This is a genomic window from Streptomyces sp. A0642 (genome assembly GCF_004795105.1).
In the GTDB taxonomy this organism is placed as follows: domain Bacteria; phylum Actinomycetota; class Actinomycetes; order Streptomycetales; family Streptomycetaceae; genus Streptomyces.
The window spans coordinates 135,089-157,354 of sequence record NZ_SSBL01000006.1 but is presented as its reverse complement, the minus strand read 5'-3'; the positions used below and the strand labels follow the sequence as shown (position 1 = coordinate 157,354).

The following is a 22,266-nucleotide window of genomic DNA, read 5'->3' as shown; positions in this document are numbered from 1 at the left end:
CCTCCAAGGAGTTCCCTGTGCGTACCTCTCTCGTCCTGCTCTCGGCCGGTCTGCTCGACCCCGTCTCCGGAGACCTCCTCCCGCAGACCGCCCTCGCCGCGGCCGGGGGGCGGATCACCGCCCTCGGCGACGATCAGGAGATCCGCGCGCTCGCGGACGCCTCGACCACGGTCATCGACCTCAAGGGAGCCGTCGTGACCCCGGGGCTGGTCGACGGGCACATCCACCCGGTGACGGGCGCCGAACTCACCCACGGGCTCGATCTGTCGCACTGCACCGATGTCGAGGGCGTGCGCGAGGCGCTGGCCCGGGAGGTGCGGTCGCTCGCGCCGGGGGCATGGCTGCACGGCTGGGGCCTGGACCCGAACGTGTTCGGCGACCTGCCTGTCGAGGTCGCCCCCTTCGACGCCGTCCTCGACGGCGTCCCGGCCCTCCTGCTGCTCTTCGACGCCCACTCCATGCTGGCCAGCCGCCGCGCCCTGCAACTGGCCGGGGTCGACGGGCCGCGCACCTTCGAGCAGGCCTCCGCCCAGGTCGTGTGCGACGACCGGGGAAGGCCGACCGGCCTCCTCCTGGAGGATGCCGCCTGCGAGGTCGTGGAACGCGTCGCTCCTCAGCCCACCCGTACGGAACGCCGCGACCGACTGGCCGCCGCCCTGCGTGCCATGGCCGCCTCCGGACTCACCGGCGGCCACGTCATGGACGCGGGCGGTGACAGCCTCGCCTTCTACTCCGAGCTGGATGCCGTCGGCGACCTCCCGCTCCGGCTCCGTGTCGCCCCCTGGTGCCAGCCCGGCACCGACGCCGACGAACTGCGGGCCCTCATCGAGCAGCAGGGCACCGGTGGGCAGTTGTGGCGGACCGACGGCATCAAGATCTTCATGGACGGCACGATCGACAACGGCACCGCCTGGCTGGAGCACCCCGACCGCCACGGCGAGTCCACACACGCCTTCTGGCCCGACCCGTCCGTATATACGCGGATCATCGGGGAGCTCCACCGGGCCGGGGTGCCCACCGCGACCCACGCGATCGGCGACGCCGCCGTCCGGCACGTCCTCGACGCGGTCGAGAAGGCTCAGGCCGAGGGCGGACGCGGGGTGCGGCACCGCGTCGAGCACATCGAGACCGTCCCCGACGACACCCTCCGCCGCTTCGCGGAACTGGGCGTCGCCGCCTCCATGCAGCCCACCCACTGCTGCGACTTCACCCGGGCCGACCACACCGACAACTGGTCCCGCCGCCTGGGCCAGGAACGCGCTGCGCGCGCCTGGCGCTGCCGCGACCTGTGGAATTCCGGCGCCACCGTCGTCCTCGGCTCCGACTGGCCCATCGCGCCCTACCCTCCGCTCGGTGTCATGGCCGGAGCCCGCCACCGGCGCCCGACCCGCGATGTCACGCTGCCTCCGCACGGCCCCGACCAGGCGCTCACCGCGCTGGAAGCCCTCCAGGGCATGACCGTCAACGCCGCATGGGCGGCGGGTGAGGAGCGCGAGGCGGGCCGGATCGCCGTCGGCTGCCGCGCGGACCTGACGGCCTTCGCCGGCAACCCCCTCACCACCGCCGCCACCGCACTGGCGGACCTGCCCGTGCTCCTCACGGTCCTCGACGGGCAGCCCACCCACCGGGCGGCGAACGTGTGAGGGTGGCGGCTCCGCGTCACTTCCCCGGCGCGGAGCCGTCACTTCGCGGGCACCGGTACAACTGATCGCCGCCCTGATCCTGTGCGGGTTGGATGGGTGGCATGCGAGAGCTGCGCACCGGTCGTCTTCCGCTCCGCCGGTGGCGGGAGCCCGACCTCGCACCGTGGGCGGCCATGAACGCCGACCCCGAAGTCCGCGCACCTCCGGGGCCGTTGCTGACGCGCGAGCAGAGTGATGCCGTGGTAGCGGGGGCGGACCGCGTTCGACGAGCGCAGGTTCGGGTGGTGGGCGGTCGAAGCACGCCGGACCGGTGCGTTCCCCGGGCCTCGCCGGCCCGGACGAGGTGGGCCGGGGCATGGCGTTCGCCGGCGTGGATGTCCGCTGGCGGCTGACGCGTTCGGCGTGGGGTCACGGTGACGCCACCGAGGCCGCCCTGGCCTGCCTCTCGTGCGGCTTCGAGGTCCTCGGGCTGCCGGAGGTGGTCGCCTCGACGACCCTCAGGAACCTGCGTTCGCGGGCGGTGACGCGCTGGATCGGCATGACCCGGGACCCGGCCGACGACTTCGAGGATCCGAGCGTGCCCGAGGGACCGCTTCGTGCTTGTGTGCTCTACCGGATCTCCCGCCAGGAGGCTCGCCACGACCTCCTCGCGGCGGGGTGAGTCCCCCGTACTACGCATGCCGGCGGATCGGCCCCTCGTTGATCGCGGGCCCAGCCGGGACGGGCCGGTCACGTCTCGGCGGCAGCGGTGGAGATCCACCGCGCCGAGGACGGCCTGGTGCGCACGATCGACGTCTCCACCGAGAACCGCCACGAACTCGCCGCGTTCCGCGCTCGCGCAGAGGCGGGCGCCGCGCACACCCTCTGATCACGACGCTCGTCGCCCGGCCGCACGGGCTGACGGTCACCCGCCCGCGTTGTCCACGCGCAGCCGCACCTGTTCCTCCAACCGCTGGAGGCTGCTGTCGAGGGCGCCCCGGACCGCCTCTTCGCCCGGGTCGTGGCTCTCGTCGAAGAACGACAGGTGCACCGTCACCTCGCTCACTCCGCTGCCGATGCCGGCGACCTGGAGCCAACCGGTGTAGCTCCCTTGGTCGCGGGTGCCCCATTCGAGCCGCATCTGGCCTGGCCGGGCTCGCAGCAGGGCGGAGACGTCTTCATCGGTACGGTCCTCGTGCACGGTGACAGCGGGCGGATCCCCCGCGTGCACGTGCAGGCCCTGCGGCAGCCAGGCGTCCAACCGGTCGGCGTCCGCGGCTTGGTCGAAGACGTGCTCCGGCAGGGCGGGCATCGTGCGTGAACGTTCGTATTCAGTCATCGCGCCACCGTTTCTCGGCTCGGAGATATACGACCGAACGCATGCCCGGCCCGCCGGATCCGAAGCCGTACCCTCGGAAATCCACCCGTTCGCGCGAGCGGGGAGCGGCGGCGGCCGCCACGCCGGGCGGGCCCCCTCCCCCGGAACGACGCCCGCGCGCGGTAGACCGGGCGGACCCGAGGAGAAGGCAGGCGGATGGACGACGACACGACGCAGGCGGCGACGGAACTACCCGTGCGGCTGCTGTTCGTCTCCGACACCCATGTGCCTCTGCGTGCCAGGCGGCTCCCCGACGCGTTGCTGGCCGAGATGGACAAGGCGGACGTCGTCGTCCATGCCGGGGACTGGGTCGACGTGGCCACCCTTGACGTTCTGGAGAAACGCGCGCGCCGCCTGGTCGGCGTGTACGGCAACAACGACGGTCCGGAACTGCGGGCCCGTCTGCCCGAGGTGGCACGCGTGCGGCTGGGCGGTCTGCGGTTCGGCGTCGTCCACGAGACAGGGCAGGCCCGCGGGCGGGAGGAGCGCTGTGCGGCGCTCTATCCGGACCTCGACGTCCTGGTCTTCGGCCACAGCCACATCCCGTGGGACACCGAGGCACCGGGCGGACTGCGCCTGCTGAATCCGGGGTCGCCGACGGACCGCCGACGACAGCCGTACTGCACCTACATGACGTGCACGGTGACGGAGGGCGTGCTCGGCGAGGTCGTCCTGCACCGTCTGCCGAGGCGCTGACCGCTCCCCGCGTGAGCCCGCAGTGTCTCCCGAGGCGCTGACCGATCCCGGCCGGGGGCCTCCCCGGCCGACCTGGGGTCAGCGCACACCGTGGGGGCGGAACTGGACGCTGATCCGGGGCCCTCGGGCGTGGGCGGTCTTGGGGATCGCGTGCTGCCAGGTGCGCTGGCACGAGCCGCCCATGACGATCAGGTCGCCGTGGCCCAGCGGCCGGCGCACCGTCTCGCCGCCGCGGCACGGGCGCAGGAGCAGATCGCGCGGGGCGCCGAGGGAGAGGATGGCCACCATCGTGTCCTGATACGAACTGCGGCCGTTCACGTCCCCGTGCCAGGCGACGCTGTCGCGCCCGTCCCGGTAGTAGCAGAGGCCCGCCGTCGTGAAGGGCTCGCCCAGTTCGTCGCCGTAGTGGGTGGACAGCGCGTCGCGGGCCTCGTCCAGAACGGGACTCGGCAACGTGTCCTCAGCCCGGTAGAAGGCGAGCAACCGCGGCACGTCGACGGTCCGGTCGTACATCTGCCGGCGCTCCGCACGCCAGGGCACCTCCGCAGCGAGTTCGGCGAAGAGCTCGTCGGCGCCGCTCAGCCAGCCCGCCAGCACGTCGATCCACGCCCCGTCACCGAGGACTGTTCTGCGCAGCCCGGTGAGACGGCCCAGTTGAGGCCGGTCGGCCTGGTCGAACAGCGAACCCTGGAGAAAAAGGGACATGGGACAAGCCTACCTCGCATATCGAACATGCGTTCCCCTCGGCGGGCGGGACTGCTCGGCCCCGGGGGCGTCGCGGTTCGACGGAGGCACCGTGCGGCTCCGGGGGCGTCGCCGTTGGACAGGGGCACTGTGCGGCCCGGGGCACGGTCGCCCGGCAGAGACACCTCGGCCGGCCCCGGGTCGCCGCCGTTCGGCCGAAGCACCCCGATCAGCCTCTGCCGGAGGCCCCATACGCCCTCATATGATCCAGGCTCGGCTTGTCCGCCTGCTCCTGGAGGTGTCGTGCCACCCGACGTCAAGTTCTGCTACACCTGCGACTCCGACGAACCGCACCGCCCCCTCACCGGGAAGGAGAAGGCGTGGCTCAAGAACCGCACGGGCCGGAGGAACGTCGACGAGTTCCTGATGTGCAAGGCGCCCAGCTGCCGCAATGTGCGCACCGGCTTCAACAAGCGCCCCTTCGACCCGGTCATCCGCGTACCCCTTCCCGACTGAGCGTGTCTCCCCGGTCTGGTCCGCCGCAGGTGGACTGACCGGGGTGCGCACGAGAGGGCCGACGAGATGATCGTGAAGCCCTGAGCGCTTGGCTCCCCGTTCCCGGGACATGCTCTCCGTTCCGCCGGCGGCGGAACAGCGGCCGGAGGGGGCTCGACGATCACTACAGTCCAGTCATGGCGACGATGACGACGCGTACGGTCGAGTATCCGGCGGACGGTCTGACGATGATCGGGCACCTCGCGCTCCCGGCCGGTGCCGACCGCCGGCCCGCGGTACTGCTCGGCCCGGAGGGCATGGGGCTCAGCGAGGTCGAGCGCGGCAGGGCCGACGCTCTCGCCGAGCTGGGATATGTGGCACTGGCCTTCGACCTTCACGGCGGGCGCTATCTGGGTGACCCCGAGGAGATGTTGGGCCGTTGCCTCCCGCTGCTCGCCGATCCGGACCGTATGCGGGGCATCGGCCGTGCGGCGCTCGACGTGCTGCACACCGAACCGCGGACCGACCCCGAGCGGATCGCCGCCGTCGGCTATGGCACCGGCGGCGCCATCGCGCTGGAACTCGGGCGCGGCGGCGTGAACCTGCGCGCGATCGGGACAGTCAACGCAACCACCACCGGCCGACCGGGCGAGGCCGCGCGCATTCGCTGTCCGGTGTGGGCGGGGGTCGGGTCGGAGGACCCGATCATGGCGCCCGCACAACGCAAGGCGTTCACCGCCGAGATGCAGGCGGCGGGCGTCGACTGGCGCCTCACGGTCTACGGCGGAGCCCTGCACGCCTTCCACCACCCGCCGGTGGACCACCCCACCGTCCCCGGCGTCGGCTACCACCCACAGCACGCACGGCGAGCCTGGCGCGATGTGGTCGCCCTGCTCGCCGAGTGCCTGCCCGTGCCGGAGAACCCGGGGGCATGACCCGAGCAGACACCCTGGCACGGTCGCGCCTGGTCCGCGGCGGGCCCCCACTCGCACGACCCCCGACGGTGACCACCGGATGACCCCTGGGCCTGCTTGACGGGGGGAGGGTGGGGGCCGGAGGGGAACGCGGGCGGGACACGACGGGCACTTCTCCGCCAGAAAACAACAGAACCTGACGCCATCATTGTGTCGGGTTGTGTTCTCTTTCTAGGGTGGGCGCGTCTCAACAGGTGTTACCCGTCACACCGGTTGCACATCTTGGCGCACGAGGAAGGCCCCCAGCATGGCCCACCCGAACTCGTCCCCCCACCCCCACCGCGGTTATGTGAGCCGCCGCCGCCTTCTCGAGGCGAGCGCCGCCGTGCTCGGCGGTCTCGCCCTGTCCGGCGCGCCGTCGGCGCCCCCCGCGTTCGCCGCCGCCGGCCTCCCCCTCCCGGACGGCGGCGGCGGCGGCGAGTGGAACGGGCACATCGACGTCTTCCGGCTCGGCACCGAGCCGCCGCACACCACTCTCATGCCGTACGCCGGCCTCAGGCAGGCGCTCGCCGCCGACCGCACCGCCTCTCCGTGGCGTCAGAGTCTCGACGGCACGTGGAAGTTCGCGTACGTGGACCGGCCCTCTGACAAGATGGCGGAGTTCTACCGCACCGACCTCGACGACTCCGGGTGGGAGACCACCCCGGTCCCCTCGGCCTGGCAGCTGCACGGCCACGACTACCCGGTCTACGTCAACATCACCTACCCGTGGTGGGGGCCCAACGGCCTCGGCGAGGACGCCCAGCCGCCCGCCGCGCCGACGCTGTACAACCCCGTCGGGCAGTACCGGCGCACCTTCACCGTGCCGAAGGGCTGGGCGGACCGGCGCACCTTCCTGCACTTCGAAGGAGTCAAGGCCGCCCACTACGTCTGGATCAACGGCCACCTGGCCGGCTACCACGAGGACTCGTACACGCCTGCCGAGTACGACATCACCCCGTACCTGAAGGACGGCGCCAACCAGATCGCCGTCGAGGTCTACCGCTACTCCGACGGCGACTGGCTCCAGGACCAGGACATGATCCGGCTGAGCGGCATCTTCCGGTCGGTGTACCTGTACTCCACACCCGGCGTGCACGTGCGGGACTTCAAGCTCGAGACCCCTCTCGGGGACGGGTTCACCACGGCCGAACTGTCCGTTACCGCACACGTACGGGACTACGCGGGCGATGCCGCCGGAGCGGCCTACACGGTCGAGACGCAGCTGTACGACGCCGACGGGCACGCGGTGTGGGCGCGACCCCTGGCCGAGCGCGCGACACCGGCCGCCGGCGAGGTGACCGTGAAGAGCGTCAGGGCCATTCCCTCGCCCCGTCTCTGGTCCGCCGAGGACCCGTACCTCTACACCGCCGTCCTCCAGCTCCGCGACCCGTCGGGCAAGGTCGTGGAGACGCTGTCGCACCGGCTCGGTCTGCGGGCGTTCGAGCTGACGGACGGGCTGATGCGCATCAACGGGCAGCCGGTGACCTTCCGCGGCACCAACCGTCACGAGATGCACCCCGCACACGGTTCGGCTCTCAGCCGCGCCGACATGGTCGACGACATCACGCTCATCAAGCGGCTGAACATCAACTCGGTCCGCACCTCGCACTACCCCAACAACCCGCTCTGGCTGGAACTCGCCGACGAGTACGGTCTCTATGTGGTCGATGAGACCAATCTGGAGACGCACGGCATCCGCGACCAGTACCCGGCCGGCAGAGCCGACTGGACCAAGGCGTGCGTGGACCGTGCGCAGAACATGGTCCACCGCGACAAGAACCACGCGTGCGTCGTCATCTGGTCGCTGGGCAACGAGGCCGGCTCGGGTTCCGCCTTCCGTGCCATGCACGACTGGATCCGCTCCTACGATCCGACCCGCGTCATCCAGTACGAGGGCGACGACGGCCCCGCCACCAGCGACATCCGTTCCAGGATGTACGAGTCGCCGAGCCGGGTGGAGGCGCGGGCCAAGGACACCTCCGACACCCGGCCGTACGTGATGATCGAGTACGCCCACTCGATGGGCAACTCGACCGGCAACTTCAAGGAGTACTGGGACGTCGTCCGCCGCCACGACGTCCTCCAGGGGGGCTGGATCTGGGACTTCGCCGACCAGGCACTCAGCTGGCCGGTGCCCACGCGCAAGCTGCTCACCGAGACCGGACCTTCCGGGCTGAAGGGCGAGGTCATCAACCCCTCGGGCTCGTTCAGCCCTGAGCACGGAGTGAGCGGCGCGACCGTCTTCGCCCGTGACGACCGGCTCGATCTGACCGGCTCACTCACTCTGGAGGCCTGGCTGACGCCGCACGTCCGCGGCTTCCACCAGCCGATCCTGGCGAAGGGCGACACCCAGTACGCGCTGAAGCAGACCGACAAGCGCGTCGAGTTCTACATCTATGCCGACGGGCAGTGGGTCGCGGCCTCCTGGACGACACCGGACAGCGGCTGGACGGGCGAGGAGCATCACGTCGCGGGGGTGTACGACGCGGCCGCGGGCACACTGACCCTGTACGTGGACGGCGCCGCCAAGGCCGCGACGCGCACCGCAAACGGGCCCAGCAGCACCACGGCGCCGCTGTCGCTCGCCGGTGAGGTCGAGAACCCGACGCGGGAGTTCAGCGGCACGATCCGCCGGGCCCGGGTGTACGCACGTGCCCTGACGCCCGCCGAGCTGGCCGACGACGGGCGTGGTCCCGGAGACGACGGCGTGCGCTTCTGGTTCGACGCGCGGACGGCCCGCTACCAGCAGGTGAAGGCCCGGGCCAAGACCTTCCACGCCTACGGCGGCGACTGGGGCGACAACCCCAACGACGGCGCGTTCGCCGGTGACGGCATCGTCCTGCCCGACCGCCGTCACACCGGCAAGGCGGCCGAGGTCAAACGCATCTACCAGACGGTGCAGGCGACCCGCGCGGACGGTGCGGCGCCCGGCGAGATCACCCTCACGAACGAGAACCTCTTCACTAATCTGCGCGACTACAACGGCAGTTGGGAGCTCTCTGCGGACGGCGAGACGGTACGGCGTGGCAGGATCGGCCGCGAACAGCTCGACGTGCCGCCGATGACCGCCAGAACCATCACGCTGCCCGTGGAGCTGCCCGCCGCCCCCGCGCCCGGGACCGAGTACTTCCTCCAGCTGTCCTTCACGACGAAGGAACGAACCCCGTGGGCCGAGGCCGGGTTCGAGGTGGCGCGGGTGCAGCTGCCCCTGGACGACGTGCACAGCCCCGGCGTCGAGCCCGTCCCCCTCGCCGGAGTGCCGGAGCTCGCGTACCGGAGCGGGGCCGGCGGCATCACCGTCACCGGCCGCGGCTTCGAAGTCGTCGTCGACAGGACGACCGGGCTCATCACCTCGTACGAAGCGGACGGCAGGAAGCTCCTCGTGTCCGGCCCGGTCCCGAACTTCTGGCGCGCCCCGACCGACAACGACCACGGCAGCGGCCAGCACACCCGCAACCAGACCTGGCGGGACGCGGGCGCGCGGCGTCAGGTGACCGGCGTGACGGTGCGCGGGCTCGACGGGCGCGCGGTCGAGATCACGGTCACGGGAACCCTGCCGACGAGCACCGCATCGGCGTACACGACGACCCTCACCGTCTTCGGCAACGGTGAGATCAAGGTCGACAACACCCTGGCTCCGGGCGCGCCGAGTCTCCCGTACATCCCCGAGATCGGGACGATCCTGCACCTGCCCGCGGCCCTGGAGCAGCTCCACTACTACGGTCGCGGCCCCGAGGAGAATCACTGGGACCGCAAGGACGGTACGGACGTGGGGCGGTGGTCCGGGACCGTGACCGGGCAGTGGACCCCGTACCTGCGTCCGCAGGAGAGCGGCAACAAGACCGACGTGCGCTGGGCGGCCCTCACCGACCGGCACGGTCGCGGCCTGCTCGTCAGCGGCGACGGTCTGCTGGAGGTCAACGCCTCGCACTTCACACCCGAGGACCTGTCCGTGGGCGCTCGCCACGACTACCAGCTCACGCCCCGTGACGAGGTGGTCCTGCGGGTCAACCACCGGCAGATGGGCGTCGGAGGGGACAACAGCTGGGGCGCGCAGACGCATGACGCGTACAAGCTGTTCGCCGACCGGGACTACACGTACACCTACCGGCTGCGGCCGCTCACCGACGTGCGGGACGCCCCCCGCCTGTCCCGCCGGCCGACGGCGCTCGGCTGACCGCTGCGAGCCGGTGCCCGTGGGCGGGCACCGGCTCGCGGCAACGCCCCTGCGGGGGCGAGCCGGCTTCCGACGGGGTGTCACCGCGTCGCGTCATGGCCCGGCAGCCAGCACGATCACCTCGTCATCCGCGTGCCAGTACCGGACCTCCGCCTTGGCGGGGTTGACGCGCACCTCATGGCCGCCCCCCATCCGCTCAGGGCCGCGACTGCGGTATCCGAGGGCGCACTCCCCTCGGCGCGAAGCGGCCTCGACCACCGTGGCGAAGGATGCCCGCTGTCCTGTCCGGACGTAGTCACCGACGGGCTTGAGGTGGATCGCGTTGCCCCGGGGGGCCAGCAGCTCCGCGAACAGGCCGGCGAGATGCCAGTTCTGGGAGATCTGCGCCATCAGAAGACCGACCAGTTTCCCGCTCACGATGAAGTCGGCGCCGCCGCCGGCGGGGGCGAGGACCCTGTTGCGGTCGTCGGTCATCTCGGTGACCACCCGGACCGGGACCCCCGACGTGCGTTCCCGGTCACGCAGGAGCAGCAGCGTGACCAGCGTCCGGTCGTCCGGCGCGTCGCAGCCGGGCCCGTGGTCCGGGCCGAGCACGATGACGCAGTCGTGGCCGGAGAGGTCCAGGTCGTTCACCGTGCCCGGAAGGGTGGGGTCGCCCCAGCCGAAGGTGACGGTCAGCGTGGGAGCGGCTTGCGCGGCGGCCTCCCCTACCTCCGCGGCCAGGCCCTCGCCGCCGTGGGCCACCACGTGGAGAACGGAACCGGCCGCGACATGGCCGGAGAGGTGCCCGACGATGTGCCGGGCGCGGCGGTTCCACCCCAGGAGGAGCACCCGCTCGGGGAGCGCCCCCGCCGGCGCGTGGCTCACGATCACCGACTCGTCGAATGCGGCGGGTTCCTCGTCGGGGACCGTGGTGTCGTCGTCCTGGGCGATCACGACAAGCCGCTCACCCGGGCGAAGCACCGAGGCGGCCGGCGGGTTCAGGTGAAGGGTTCCGTCCGCTCGTACGACTCCGACCACGCTGGAGGCGGGGCAGGCCCTCGCCACCTCGGCGAAGAGACGGCCGGTCCGGGCCGGTGCGTCGACCACGTAGAACTCGTCGCCGGCGAAGTCGAGCAACTCCTGGTAGACGAGCGACAGCCCGGGTTGTCTGGCGCACTGGGCCACGAGCCGGGCGGTGATGTCGTCGATCTCGAGCACGACCGCGTCGGGGCCGCCCGCGAGTTCCGCGGCGAGCCGGTACCGGGCGTCTCGCACCACCGCGACGGTCCGCACGCGGCAGCCGGCCTCGACCGCGGTGCGCAGCGCCAGCAGGTTCTTGACGATCTCCGCGTCCTCGTCCGGCCGGTCACGGGGCAGGACCAGGACGACGTCCGCGGTAGCCGGGCTGACGCGCGTGAGGGCGGCCGGGTCGGTGGGGTGCCCGTTGCGGCAGACGATCCTCGTCCGGCCGGTCTCCCCCACCTCGCTGCGCAGGCGCTCCTCCATCTCCGTCACGTCGCGGTCGGCCAGGACCGCGACGGCGCCCCGGCGCTGGTTGGCGCCGGCGACGACGAGCTCGGCCACCACGGTGAAGATCTGCTCCGACCAGCCGAGCACGACGGTGTGACCGCTCTCCAGCACCGTGGAGTGGCCACGCCTCAGGGCGACGAGCTCTTCGGTGATCGCCGTGGTGATGAGACCCACGATGGTGGACGCGTAGAAGAGCGCCATCAGCGCCAGCAGGACCGACAGAACGACGCGCATCGGTGTGCCGACTTCCCCTCCCAGCCTGAGGGTCTGCCCGACGCTCCGCCAGACCTCCGCGGTCTTGGCCGAGACCGTGTCCGGGGCCCGGTCGTCCGTCCACACCAGAAGGACGCTCACCGGCACCACAACGGCCAGGCAGGCGACCGCAAGCCATCCGATGAGAGCGGTCACGCCCCTCGTCAGCGTGTTGTCGAACCAGTACCGGGCGCGCTCGCGCAACGGTGCGCGGGGCGGTGGCCCCGGCGCCGGCCGCGGCACTCGGGCCGGTGTGCTCCGAGGCTGTCTCTGCCGCCCCACGCGGGCGCCGCCCGCGCTCCGGCGCCGGCGCTGATCCTTGATCATCCTGTACACAGCAGCAGCGTGGGGACTCGGCTCCTGCGCCACGCGGGTATCCGGCGACGTTTCATCCGATAGGGATCAGAACGAGGGCGGCGACCTCGCGCGCGTGATCGTTTCGGCCGGGGAGGGGCGGAGCACGCGCGGGCCGGCGTCCGGGCCGGGCAGCCCTCCTTCAAGTGATGAACACTGCGCATCCCATTGACATGCCCATTGCTCTATCGCTTTTATGGCGCCGGGCCGCAAGCCCTCGCCTCCCACCCCCCGCAGCAAGGGAGTTGGGCCCGACACCGGGACCGGCGATCGCTCACGCCACCCCCATCCCCCATGCCATCAGGGGTACGGTGCGCGACAGAATGGGAGCGCTCCCATGATCATGTCGCCGGACCGTGCTCCCGAGAGAGGAACCAGCACCGTGCTTCACCCTCTCCGCCTCCTCCGACGAGCGGTCCGAACGGCCACCATCACCGCGGCCGCCCTGCTCCTTCCCCTCGCGGGTTCTCAGGTGGCCCACGCCGCCGACGCCGCGCCGGGCGCCGGCTACTGGCACACCAGCGGCCGGCAGCTGCTGGACGCCGCGAACCACCCGGTCCGCGTCGCCGGAATCAACTGGTTCGGCTTCGAGACGTCCAACTACGTGCCGCACGGCCTGTGGTCCCGCGACTACAAGAGCATGATCGACCAGATGCAGGCCCTGGGTTACAACACCATCCGGCTGCCCTACAGCGACGACATCTTCACCGGCACGGCGCCGACGAGCATCAACTACTCCGCGGGCATGAACAGTGATCTGCAGGGTCTCGACTCGCTCGGGGTGATGGACCGCATCGTGGAGCACGCGGGCAGCATCGGCATGAAGGTCATCCTCGACCGGCACCGGCCCGACGCCGCCGGGCAGTCGCCCCTCTGGTACACCGCGTCCGTCCCGGAAGCGACCTGGCTGGCCAACCTCAAGGCGCTGGCCGGCCGTTACGCCGGCGACGACGCGGTGATCGGCATCGACCTGCACAACGAGCCGCACGACCCGGCCTGCTGGGGATGCGGCGACACCACGAAGGACTGGCGGCTGGCGGCACAGCGCGGCGGAAACGCCGTCCTGTCCGTCAACCCCTCCCTGCTCGTCTTCGTCGAGGGCGTTCAGACCTTCAACGGGGTGTCCGGCTGGTGGGGCGGGAACCTCATGGGGGTCGGGCAGTATCCGGTGGAGCTCAACGTGGCGCACCGGGTGGTCTACTCCGCGCACGATTACGCGACCAGCGTGGCCCAGCAGCCCTGGTTCAGCGACGCGGCCTTCCCCGGCAACATGCCCGGCGTCTGGGACAAGTACTGGGGCTACATCTTCAAGCAGAACATCGCGCCGGTGTGGGTGGGCGAGTTCGGCACCACGCTCCAGTCCGCGACCGATCAGAAGTGGCTGAAGGCGCTGGCCGACTACCTGCGGCCCACCAGCCAGTACGGCGGCGACAGCTTCTCCTGGACCTTCTGGTCCTGGAACCCCAACTCCGGTGACACGGGCGGCATCCTCAAGGACGACTGGACGACCGTCGACACGGTGAAGGACGGCTACCTGGCCACCATCAAGGCCCCGGGATTCGGCGGCGGGGGCGGCGGTGAGGGCGGCGACACCCAGGCTCCCTCGGCGCCGGCCGGCCTCTCCGTCACCGGGACCACCAGCAGTTCCGTATCGCTCTCCTGGTCGGCGGCGTCCGACGACACCGGGGTCACGGGGTACGACGTGTACCGCGGCGCCGCCAAGGTCGCAACGGCCACCGGCACCGCCTACACGGACTCCGGTCTGACGGCCGGGACGTCGTACGTGTACTCCGTCCGGGCGCGCGACGCCGCCGGCAACACCTCCGCGGCATCCGCCTCCGTGACGGCCACCCCGGGCGGCGGTTCCGGCGGTGGCGGGTGCACAGCCACGTACACCGTCAGCGGGGACTGGGGGAACGGCTTCGGCGTGGACGTGACCGTGACCAACACGGGTACCAGGAGCGCCTCCGGCTGGAAGGTGAACTGGACCTGGTCGGGAAGCCAGAAGGTCACCAACATGTGGAACGCGGCCTACACCCAGACCGGATCCGCGGTCAGTGTCACCAACACCCCCTACAACGGCAGCCTCGCGCCCGGTGCGCACACGAGTTTCGGCTTCCAGGGGTCGCCGGGTGCGGGCGGCGTGCCGACCGTGAGCTGCACCCTCTCCTGATACGGCGCTGCACCCCTCCGCCCCGGCCGCCCGACATCGGCCGGGGCGGAGGTGTACCGGGGCGGAGGTGCACGGGGGCGGAGGCTCAGGGCTGCTCGTCCCGGCCGCCGGCGCACGGGGCGGTCCGGGTCCTGGCGGTCAGGACGCGGCACCACGCATGGTCGGGCAGGTCACGCCCGTCACCGGACCGATGGCGATCGCGCCCTGCACCGTCCAGGTGAACGGGGAGCGGCCCTGCACGTCCAGTCCGGCCGGGGACGGGAGTGGTCCCTGGTCCCGACGAAATCGAAACCCGCTGCTTCGACGAGGACCGCCCGGGCGGATGAGCTCTTCCGGTCCGCATGCATCGGAGGCGCGTTTGCAGCCGGTCTCCATGAGAACACCCTGCCCTCCGGCGCGCACCCGTCGGACGGACACCCCCGACCGCCCGCATCACCATCCGAACGGCGGGCGGAGAGCAGGACCCGCGGGCAGAGGGGCTGCTGTCACGCAACGCGACTGTGCTTCGTTACGGCTCGCCTCTTCGGGGAAGAGGACGTACGGCAGCAGGGGGCTCCAGCGGGCGGCGACCCGAGCGGGCCCCATGTGAGGTCGGCAGGGCCGAAGAAGGGCGGTGAGTATGGGCACGGCCGGTACGGCGTCGGGCCGGATCGGACGTTGGTGGCACCGGGCCCGGGAGGTACCCGGCTCCGAGCGTCAGACGGTGCTGTTGATCGTCAAGAGGACGCTGGCCGCGACTCTGGCGTGGCTCGTCTCCTTCTACCTCCTCGACGCGCCGTCACCCGCCTTCGCCCCGTTCTCCGCGGTGCTGATCATGCAGGTGACGGTGTACCAGTCCCTGCTGCAGTCACTGCGCTACCTGGCGGCGGTGGCGGTCGGCGTGGTCATGGTGGCGGTCATCGGTTCCATGGTCGGCTCCGACCTGCTGAGTTTCGTCGTCGTCACGGTCATCGCCCTGGCCATCGGACGATGGCCGAAGCTCGGCTCGCAGGGGTCGCAGGTCGCGACGGCCTCCTTCTTCGCCTTCTCCGTCTACTCCCTCGCCCCCTCCGCCCACGAGAAGACCGCTCAGCTCGCCGAGATCGTCCTGCTGGTCGTCATCGGCTGCGGCATCGGCGTCGCCGTCAACCTCACCGTGGCCCCGCCGATGCGCTACCGCAGCGCCGAGTACGCCCTGCGCACGCTGTCCACCGCCCTGGGCGGGCTGGTGAGCGACATATACCCGGTGCTGCGCGAGGACAAGGCGGACGAGGAGCACACCAGCGAATGGCGCAGCAGGGCCGAGAACACCGGCAGGCTGATCGCTCAGGCGAGAGACGGGTTCCGCACCGCGCAGGAAAGCCTCTACTACAATCCCCGGCTCCTGCTCCGCCGGTCTCCCGGAAGGCGGCCCTCCTTCGAGGGGTACGGCGCGGTGCTGGAGGCGCTCGTACGCTCCCTGTACCAGGTCGGGTCGCTGACCCGCAGTCTCGACCAGTGGCGGAGAGACGACGGCGGGCACGACGATGCCGCGTTCTTCCGCAGCTACGCCGACTTTTTGGAGAGCGTGAGCAGGATCGCCGAGGTGCTCGGCGAACTGGACGAGGACGTCCTGGAGGACCAGACCCGGCAGATCGGCCGGCTGACCAGGGAGGCTCAGGAGTGCTGCAGCGCCGTGGCCGGGCAGGCGGGCCGGTCCCGTCTGCCGCTCACCGATCCGACTCACCCGTACGGAGTCCTCGTCGTCGAGTCGACCCGTCTCATGGAGGAGCTCCAGCACACCAGCGACGTGCTGGGAGCGATCTGCTGAACGGCACCGCGGGCAGGCCGGTCACGGCGAGCGTCCACGTTCGGCCGGGGACCGGAAAGCCCGCGGGCCGCCGGAGCTTGCTCCGACGGCCCGGGTCGCCCTTGGATCAGGCGGACGTGATCCGTGGATCAGGCAGACGTGATGTTCTCCGCCTGCGGGCCCTTCTGGCCCTGGGTGATGTCGAAGGTCACCGCCTGGCCCTCCTGGAGCTCACGGAAGCCGGTGGCGTTGATGTTCGAGTAGTGTGCGAAGACGTCCGGCCCGCCGCCGTCCTGCTGAATGAAGCCGAAACCCTTTTCGGCGTTGAACCACTTGACGGTTCCGCTGGCCATGCCGGTACTCCTCAGTCGTTTCCAGGTTCCGCACCACACGGACCCCCAGATGCCCCGGCTCCCGCACAGCATGGCGCCCGCGACGGAACGCGGGCGGTGGGAGAGCCCCGGCATCTGGAAAAGACGCTACATGTCGAAGCCCGCTGCCACCAGAGGTTGACGGAGTGTTGCGGACGGTCCGTCTTCGGAGCACCGGGCCAATGTCCGGACCGCTCCCCTCCACGGCATACGTCCCCCCGAGTGAGAGAGGACGGACAGCACCGGGCACCGAGGGTGCAACCGGACTGGTCACAGCGCCGTCCCGGTGCTGGAGCAGCAGGCCCCCCGACCTCTCGACCGAGACTCCCGCATCCCCCATCCCGCGCACAGGAGACCGGAATTGTGACTGTTTTGGATCCCTTCACCGACGCCCTCGATTACCCGCTGTATGTCGTGACCGCCGAGGCGGCCGGTGAGCGGGGCGGCTGCCTGGTCGGTTTCGGTTCCCAGTGCTCGATCCGTCCCGCCCGGTTCATGGTCTGGCTGTCGAAGGCCAACCGGACCTATCGCATCGCGGCCCGCGCCGATCGCCTCGCGGTGCACCTGCTGGGCCGTGACCAGGAGCGTCTGGCGCGGCTCTTCGGCGGTGAGACCGGTGACAGGACCGACAAGTTCGCCGAGGCCGCCTGGCATCCCGGCCCGGGTGGGGCACCGGTCCTCGACGAGGCGCCGGCCTGGTTCGTCGGCCGCGTCGAGAGCCGTGTCGACGGCGGCGACCATGTGGGATTCCTGCTCGTCCCGGAGGCCGCCGAGCACCCCGGAGGCGACGGGTCGCCTCTCCTGTTCCTGACCGACGGCCTCGACATCACGCCGGGGCATCCGGCGGACTGAGGGGGGCGGTGCAGAAGAAACGGGACTCCCTCGGATACGTCTGCGGCCTGGACCGCCCGGCCGACGGCGGAGAGCCTGACGCCCTCCCTCCCCGAGCGCTCCGGTCGCGGCCCGGGCCGCCACGGCGACGGCCGGCAGACCCGCACCCCGGTCCCGGAACCCGGCAGGAAGGGAGCCCTGATGCCGGGGCACCGGAGGTCCCGGAGGTTGATACCCATGGTTCCCGTCATTCTGGTTCTTCTGCTCGCACTGCCTCTCTCCGGGGCCGGATTCGCGCTGAAGGCCCTGTGGTGGATCGCCGTCATCGTGCTGGTCGTACGGCCCCTCGGCTTCGTGATCCGCCCGGCAGCCGGGGGCGGCAAGCGAGGACGCTGGTATCGCTGGTAGGAGTGACCGCATCCGCGGACGGGGCTGGGTGGGGTACGGCGATGCGCCGTACCCCACCCCGCCTCGCTGCTACGGAGACGGGAATGCCCCCGGACGGCGTAACCGCTCACCGCGAGGGAATAGTGCGCGGGCCTCGCCGTTGATCACGGTATGACTTCTGAAACACGTGAGACGTTCGGGCAGATCGGCATCTGGAGCAGCGCCCTGCACCGATCGCGCGCCGACGACACGGGAAAGGCCGCCATCACCGAGGCGGTCGCCGAGCTCGAGGAGCTGGGATACGGAACGCTGTGGATCGGAGGCAGTCCCTCGCCCGAGGACGCCGCCGCGGTCGTCGCCGCCACCCGCTCGGTCACCGTGGCCACCGGCATCCTCAGCATCTGGGACCACTCCGCAACGGACGTAGCGGCCCGCATCGCGACGCTCGACGCGAGCGCCCGCGGGCGGCTCGTCCTCGGACTGGGTGTCAGCCACGGCCCGATGGTGCCGCAGTACTCGAAGCCGTACAGCGCCATGGTCGCTTACCTCGACGCGCTGGACTCCGCCTCCCCGCCGGTGGATTCCGGGCATCGTGTCCTGGCGGCGCTCGGCCCGAAGATGCTGAAGCTCTCGAAGGACCGGGCACGCGGCGCGCACCCCTATCTCGTCACCGCGGAGCACACGGCGGAAGCCCGCGAAGCCCTGGGGCCGGGCGCCCTGCTCGCCCCCGAGCTCTCCGTCGTACTCGACACGGACCTCGACCGGGCCCGCACCACGGCGCGGAACATGCTCGCGATGTATCTGCAGCTGCCGAACTACACCGACAACCTGCTGCGTCTGGGGTTCGCGGAGAGCGACTTCGCGGACGGCGGAAGCATCCGCCTCCTTGACGCACTCTTCGCCCTGGGCGACGCCGAGCAGGTGAAGGCGCGGACACGGCAGTACCTGGACGCGGGCGCCGATCACGTCGCTCTCCAGGTACTCACGTCCGACGAGGGCGGCGGCGGGCTCCCGCGAGCCGAGTGGCGCGCCCTCGCCGAGGCCTTCGGTGACGACCTCTAGCGGCATGTCGCGCGGGTAGAAGCATCCGCCCCCGGGCGCCGTCCTGCCGCCTCGCCCCTCGGTGGACCTGAGGTGCGAGGCGGCGGCCGGGGTGCGCCCGGTGGGACGGCTCGGTGCGCCCCGCGCGGATCAGCGGATCTCGGTGACCCGGTGTTCGGTCCGCGCGGCGCAGTTGGAGTTGTCCACGGACACGTACACGTTGGCGATGTTGCCGCCCCAGCTCACGCAGTGGGCCTTGCCGTAGGCGTAGGCCGGTCCGGCGTACGACGTGTAGTTCCCGGAGTCGCCCGCCCACTGGTCGGTGTCGGGCACGTAGACGTACACGGACATGTCCTTCGCCGTACCCGGGTTCGTACGGATGGTGGCGACGCAGTTCTTCCCGTTCGAGGAGTTGTACGTCAGGTAGACGGTGCCCAGTGAGCCGATGGGCGCGGAGTTCACCGTCCGGTAGGCACTTCCGCAGACCCCCTGCGGTGTGACGTTGGGGGCGGCGGAGGCTGCCGTGCCGCCCACGACCGTGGCCCCCGCCACCAGTACGCCCAACGCCCCGATGATCCCGGCTTTACGCATGTTTCTCATTTATCCCCCTTGCGACTCCAGGAGCGGTTTGCTCCTACTTGGTGTGACCCATGGGTGACTGAGATGGTTGTGCCGGACACACCCGTGGATTTCGCCGCAGGGGGCTGGGCTTCTCACGCCGCCCGGGTCACGGCTTGCGCAGCAGCGCGCAGACGAAGTTCTCCTCCACGGTCCGCAGCCGCGCGAGCAGTCCGGGCTTGTTCGTCTTGTTGACCTGAGTCGTGAGGGAGAAGGTCAGCGACCGCTTGCCGTCCGGGGTGGCGGCGATCAATTGCGTGTAGCCGGGGAAGTTGCCCGTGTGGCCGTACACCACACCGCAGCGGGTGGTGTACCTGAAGATCGCCAGACCGGCCTTGTTCTCCCCCGGCCCCGCGGGTTCCGACGCACCGTTCACCCAGGCCAGTTGCCGGCGGCGGGTCCGGTCGGAGATCAGTTTCCCGCCCGCGTAGGCGCGGACGAAAGCCGTCATGTCCTTCGGTGTCGAGATGATGCCGCCCGACGCCCAGACGCCCGAAGCGCTCAGCACCTCGCTGACGTCCTCGGGCGGGGCCGGCGGGGAGACGTCGTAGCCGTGCATGTACGGAGGGGGCATCCGGTACCCCTGCGGCAGGCTGGTTCCGCGCAGACCGAGCGGGCGGTAGACGAGCCGGGCGAGCAGATCCTCGTAGCGGCGTCCCGTGACCGCCTCGGCCATCAGCGCCACGGCGATGTTGTCGGAGTTGGAGTAGGCGTAACGGGCCCCCGGACGGAAGTTCAGCGGCTCGGCGGCGACGAAGTCCAGCAGCCGGCGCGAGTCGAAGTGGCGGCGGGGGTCCGCGGTCAGCAGGGAGAGGAACTCCGGGGCCTCGCTGTAGTCAGGCAGCCCGCTGGTGTGGTTCAGGAGCTGCCGCAGCGTGACCTGGTGCCAGGCGCGGGGCAGTCGGGGAAGCACCCGGCCGATGGTGTCGTTCAGGCGCAGCTTCCCCCGGTCGACGAGCTGGAGGGAGACCGCGCCGCTGTACGCCTTGGCCGTGCTGGCGATGCGCATGTGGTCGGTCGCCTCGATCGGACGGTCGGTGCCCGTCTCGGCGACGCCGGCCCGGAAGATCTCGGTGCGGGTCCCGCGTGTGAGGACGGCGATCACTCCCGGCGGGCCGCCGGGGGCCTCGGTCAGTTCCCGCAACTGCCCGCGCAGTGCGCGGTCGTGGTCGGCGGGGGCCTCGGCGGCGTCGGCCGGGGAAAGCATCAGCCCGGCCGTGCAGGCGGCGGCAAGCAGGGCGGCGAGGGGCAGGCGGAGCTGCGCGGAGCCGGGAAGCGGCACGGGAGTTCTCCTGGGACGTGGGCTCGGTGGAACGCCAGCTTCGCCCCGCGCTCCGCACGCCGCTCGCGGCTCTGCTCCATCCGGCCGAGAGCGGCGGTCTTGAGACCGGTCACGCGGCGTCGTGGGGCCCCTCCGCAGGCGCCAGTGCCTGGACCTCGGCGTAGGACGGGGCAGCGAGTTCCGCCGGCCGTCCGTCCCGGAGGCCGGTCGCCGCGGCCACCGCCGCGGCCAGCGCCGTGCGGTAGAGCAGCGAGCCGAGGCTGACCCTGCCCACGCCCAGCGCGGCCAGTTCGGGAAGGGTGGGCCCGGCCGGTGAGTACAGGATGTTCAGCGGCACGAGGACCGTCGAGGTCAGCGCGGCGATCGCGTCGGGATCCGACAGCCCCGGCACGAAGACCCCGTCCGCCCCGGACTGTTCGTACAGGGCGAGGCGTGTCGCGGTCTCGTTCTCATGGCGGGCCGCTTCCCAGTGGGTGTCGGTGCGGGCGTTGACGAACAGTGCGGGAACCGCGCGTTTGACGGCGGCGATCTTCGCCGCGTGCAGTTCCATCGGCGCGAGTGCTCCGTCCGGGCGGCCGTCCTCGAGGTTGATGCCGGCCGCACCCGCCGCGTACAAGGCCCGCGCCAGCTCGGCCACTTTCGCCGCATCGTCGCTGAACCCGCCTTCGGCATCGACGGTGAACAGGAAGCGGCCCTTGCCCAGGCGGCGGGCCAGTGCCAGGGTCGCCGCAGCCGTCGCGGCCGCCCCGTCCGGCAGACCGGCGGCAGCGGCGACACCCAGGCTGGTGGTGCCGACGGCGGCGAAACCTTCGGCGGCCAGTGCGGCAGCGGAGGCGTAGTCCCAGGCGTTGGGCAGCAGCAGGGGGGCGCCCCGGCGGTGCAAGCGGGCGAACGGGGTGGGCGGGTGGTGCCGGGGCAGTCCGCCGGCGGGCGCGAGAGCGTGGGCCCGGCCCGCGCACAGAACGGGCCGGGTGCCGAGGGTGAGAGGCACCGGGTCCACGAGGTCGGCGGGCGCCAGGCTGAGGAGCACGACGTCCCCTTCGGCGATTTCGCGTCCCGCCACCCGGGTGGGCCGGACCGCGACACGACACATGACCCCTGCCGGAGGCCGATCCCGATCGCCGGCAGATGCCGGTCCGACGCGCACGGCCTCCGTCTCGGACGCCCGGCCGAGCAGACCGATGCGGCCGGCTGCGGCCGCCGGAGCGGCCTCCTCCGACACCCGCGCGGAGGTGCGAAGAGCCGCCTCCCCGGCCGGCCCGGATTCCCGACAGCCCGCCTCCGACGCCGGCCCCGGTTCCTCCCGAGCAGGGGCGGCCCGTCGGCGCACAGACCGGGCCACTGCCTCGCCGGCAGCCGGGTCCTCGCCACGGAAGCCGGCCTCGGCCACCACGGTCCCCGCCTCCGCCACGCCTGCGGAATGCTGCATCCCCAGGGTCTCGGGCGGAGTCCGTACCGCCCTCGCCCGTGCCTCTCCCCCGGGCGCCACGGCGGCCGCCTCCCGCAGGGATGCGGTCCGCAGGCGGGCCGGCTCGGCCGCGACCGGAAGTCCGGGGACGAGCGCCGGGTCAGCGAGGGCCGCCCGCACGTCCTCGAAGCGATCGAACTCGTGTGCCATGTGCGTCATGGAGCCGACGGTAGGGCCGGGACGGTTCGGTGCACCCCGAAC

At 71.5% G+C, this 22,266-nt stretch carries 17 protein-coding genes and 1 pseudogene; 11 read left to right on the top strand and 7 right to left on the bottom strand.

The genetic code is table 11. The features are described from left to right. The first annotated feature begins 17 nt into the window (after nt 1–17). Both E6R60_RS14330 and E6R60_RS14325 read left to right on the top strand, forming a co-directional pair. Nucleotides 18–1,643: an amidohydrolase gene (locus E6R60_RS14330; protein ID WP_136326928.1), complete on the top strand. Its 1,626-nt coding sequence runs from the start codon at nt 18–20 to the stop codon at nt 1,641–1,643. A gap of 101 nt (nt 1,644–1,744) precedes the next feature. Further along, nucleotides 1,745–2,304, top strand: a pseudogene (locus E6R60_RS14325) (GNAT family protein). A 243-nt stretch (nt 2,305–2,547) separates the two neighbouring features. Here E6R60_RS14325 and E6R60_RS14320 read toward each other — a convergent pair. After that, a complete protein-coding gene (locus E6R60_RS14320) occupies nt 2,548–2,961 on the bottom strand; it encodes an SRPBCC family protein (RefSeq protein ID WP_136326927.1) in 414 nt (137 codons plus the stop codon). A 234-nt stretch (nt 2,962–3,195) separates the two neighbouring features. Here E6R60_RS14320 and E6R60_RS14315 point away from each other — a divergent pair, with 234 nt between their 5' ends. Beyond that, entirely contained in the window at nt 3,196–3,696 is a 501-nt protein-coding gene (locus E6R60_RS14315) for a metallophosphoesterase (protein WP_136327110.1), read from the top strand. 78 nt (nt 3,697–3,774) lie between these two features. Here E6R60_RS14315 and E6R60_RS14310 read toward each other — a convergent pair whose 3' ends face one another. Next, entirely contained in the window at nt 3,775–4,401 is a 627-nt protein-coding gene (locus E6R60_RS14310) for an alpha-ketoglutarate-dependent dioxygenase AlkB (protein ID WP_136326926.1), read from the bottom strand. Nucleotides 4,402–4,683: 282 nt separating this feature from the next. On the opposite strand from E6R60_RS14310, the gene E6R60_RS14305 reads away from it, so the two are divergent. From E6R60_RS14305 to E6R60_RS14295, 3 genes are all read left to right on the top strand, one after another. After that, nucleotides 4,684–4,896, top strand: a complete 213-nt coding sequence (locus E6R60_RS14305) for a hypothetical protein (RefSeq protein ID WP_136326925.1) — start codon at nt 4,684–4,686, stop codon at nt 4,894–4,896. Nucleotides 4,897–5,072: 176 nt separating this feature from the next. Then, on the top strand, nt 5,073–5,810 hold the full coding sequence (locus tag E6R60_RS14300) for a dienelactone hydrolase family protein (RefSeq protein WP_136326924.1): 738 nt from the start codon (nt 5,073–5,075) through the stop codon (nt 5,808–5,810). Between the two features lie 286 nt (nt 5,811–6,096). Beyond that, nucleotides 6,097–10,008, top strand: coding sequence for a glycoside hydrolase family 2 TIM barrel-domain containing protein (locus E6R60_RS14295; protein WP_136326923.1), 3,912 nt, complete (start codon nt 6,097–6,099; stop codon nt 10,006–10,008). 93 nt (nt 10,009–10,101) lie between these two features. Here E6R60_RS14295 and E6R60_RS14290 read toward each other — a convergent pair whose 3' ends face one another. After that, on the bottom strand, nt 10,102–11,928 hold the full coding sequence (locus E6R60_RS14290) for an NAD-binding lipoprotein (protein ID WP_240802548.1): 1,827 nt from the start codon (nt 11,926–11,928) through the stop codon (nt 10,102–10,104). Nucleotides 11,929–12,508: 580 nt separating this feature from the next. Here E6R60_RS14290 and E6R60_RS14285 point away from each other — a divergent pair. Together E6R60_RS14285 and E6R60_RS14280 are read left to right on the top strand one after the other, a co-directional pair. Beyond that, nucleotides 12,509–14,299 carry a cellulase family glycosylhydrolase gene (locus E6R60_RS14285; protein ID WP_136326922.1) on the top strand — a complete coding sequence of 597 codons (1,791 nt, stop codon included), beginning with the start codon at nt 12,509–12,511 and terminating at the stop codon, nt 14,297–14,299. A gap of 619 nt (nt 14,300–14,918) precedes the next feature. Then, entirely contained in the window at nt 14,919–16,088 is a 1,170-nt protein-coding gene (locus E6R60_RS14280; RefSeq protein ID WP_136327108.1) for an aromatic acid exporter family protein, read from the top strand. Nucleotides 16,089–16,216: 128 nt separating this feature from the next. On the opposite strand, the gene E6R60_RS14275 is transcribed toward E6R60_RS14280, so the two are convergent. Further along, the gene (locus tag E6R60_RS14275) at nt 16,217–16,420 is read right to left on the bottom strand and encodes a cold-shock protein (protein ID WP_136326921.1); all 204 of its coding nucleotides are present in this window, start codon (nt 16,418–16,420) and stop codon (nt 16,217–16,219) included. A gap of 381 nt (nt 16,421–16,801) precedes the next feature. Here E6R60_RS14275 and E6R60_RS14270 point away from each other — a divergent pair, with 381 nt between their 5' ends. The 3 genes from E6R60_RS14270 (at nt 16,802) to E6R60_RS14260 (ending at nt 18,718) form a co-directional block, all read left to right on the top strand. Continuing rightward, nucleotides 16,802–17,290, top strand: coding sequence for a flavin reductase family protein (locus tag E6R60_RS14270; RefSeq protein WP_136326920.1), 489 nt, complete (start codon nt 16,802–16,804; stop codon nt 17,288–17,290). Between the two features lie 216 nt (nt 17,291–17,506). After that, a complete protein-coding gene (locus tag E6R60_RS14265) occupies nt 17,507–17,677 on the top strand; it encodes a hydrophobic protein (protein WP_136326919.1) in 171 nt (56 codons plus the stop codon). A 150-nt stretch (nt 17,678–17,827) separates the two neighbouring features. Then, complete coding sequence (locus E6R60_RS14260; RefSeq protein ID WP_136326918.1) at nt 17,828–18,718, top strand: LLM class F420-dependent oxidoreductase; 891 nt, start codon at nt 17,828–17,830, stop codon at nt 18,716–18,718. Nucleotides 18,719–18,847: 129 nt separating this feature from the next. On the opposite strand, the gene E6R60_RS14255 is transcribed toward E6R60_RS14260, so the two are convergent. From E6R60_RS14255 to E6R60_RS14245, 3 genes are all read right to left on the bottom strand, one after another. Continuing rightward, a complete protein-coding gene (locus E6R60_RS14255; RefSeq protein ID WP_136326917.1) occupies nt 18,848–19,297 on the bottom strand; it encodes a spore-associated protein in 450 nt (149 codons plus the stop codon). Nucleotides 19,298–19,424: 127 nt separating this feature from the next. After that, nucleotides 19,425–20,522, bottom strand: a complete 1,098-nt coding sequence (locus tag E6R60_RS14250; protein WP_136327107.1) for a serine hydrolase domain-containing protein — start codon at nt 20,520–20,522, stop codon at nt 19,425–19,427. 184 nt (nt 20,523–20,706) lie between these two features. After that, the gene (locus tag E6R60_RS14245; protein ID WP_136326916.1) at nt 20,707–22,224 is read right to left on the bottom strand and encodes an isocitrate lyase/phosphoenolpyruvate mutase family protein; all 1,518 of its coding nucleotides are present in this window, start codon (nt 22,222–22,224) and stop codon (nt 20,707–20,709) included. Nucleotides 22,225–22,266 lie beyond the last annotated feature (42 nt).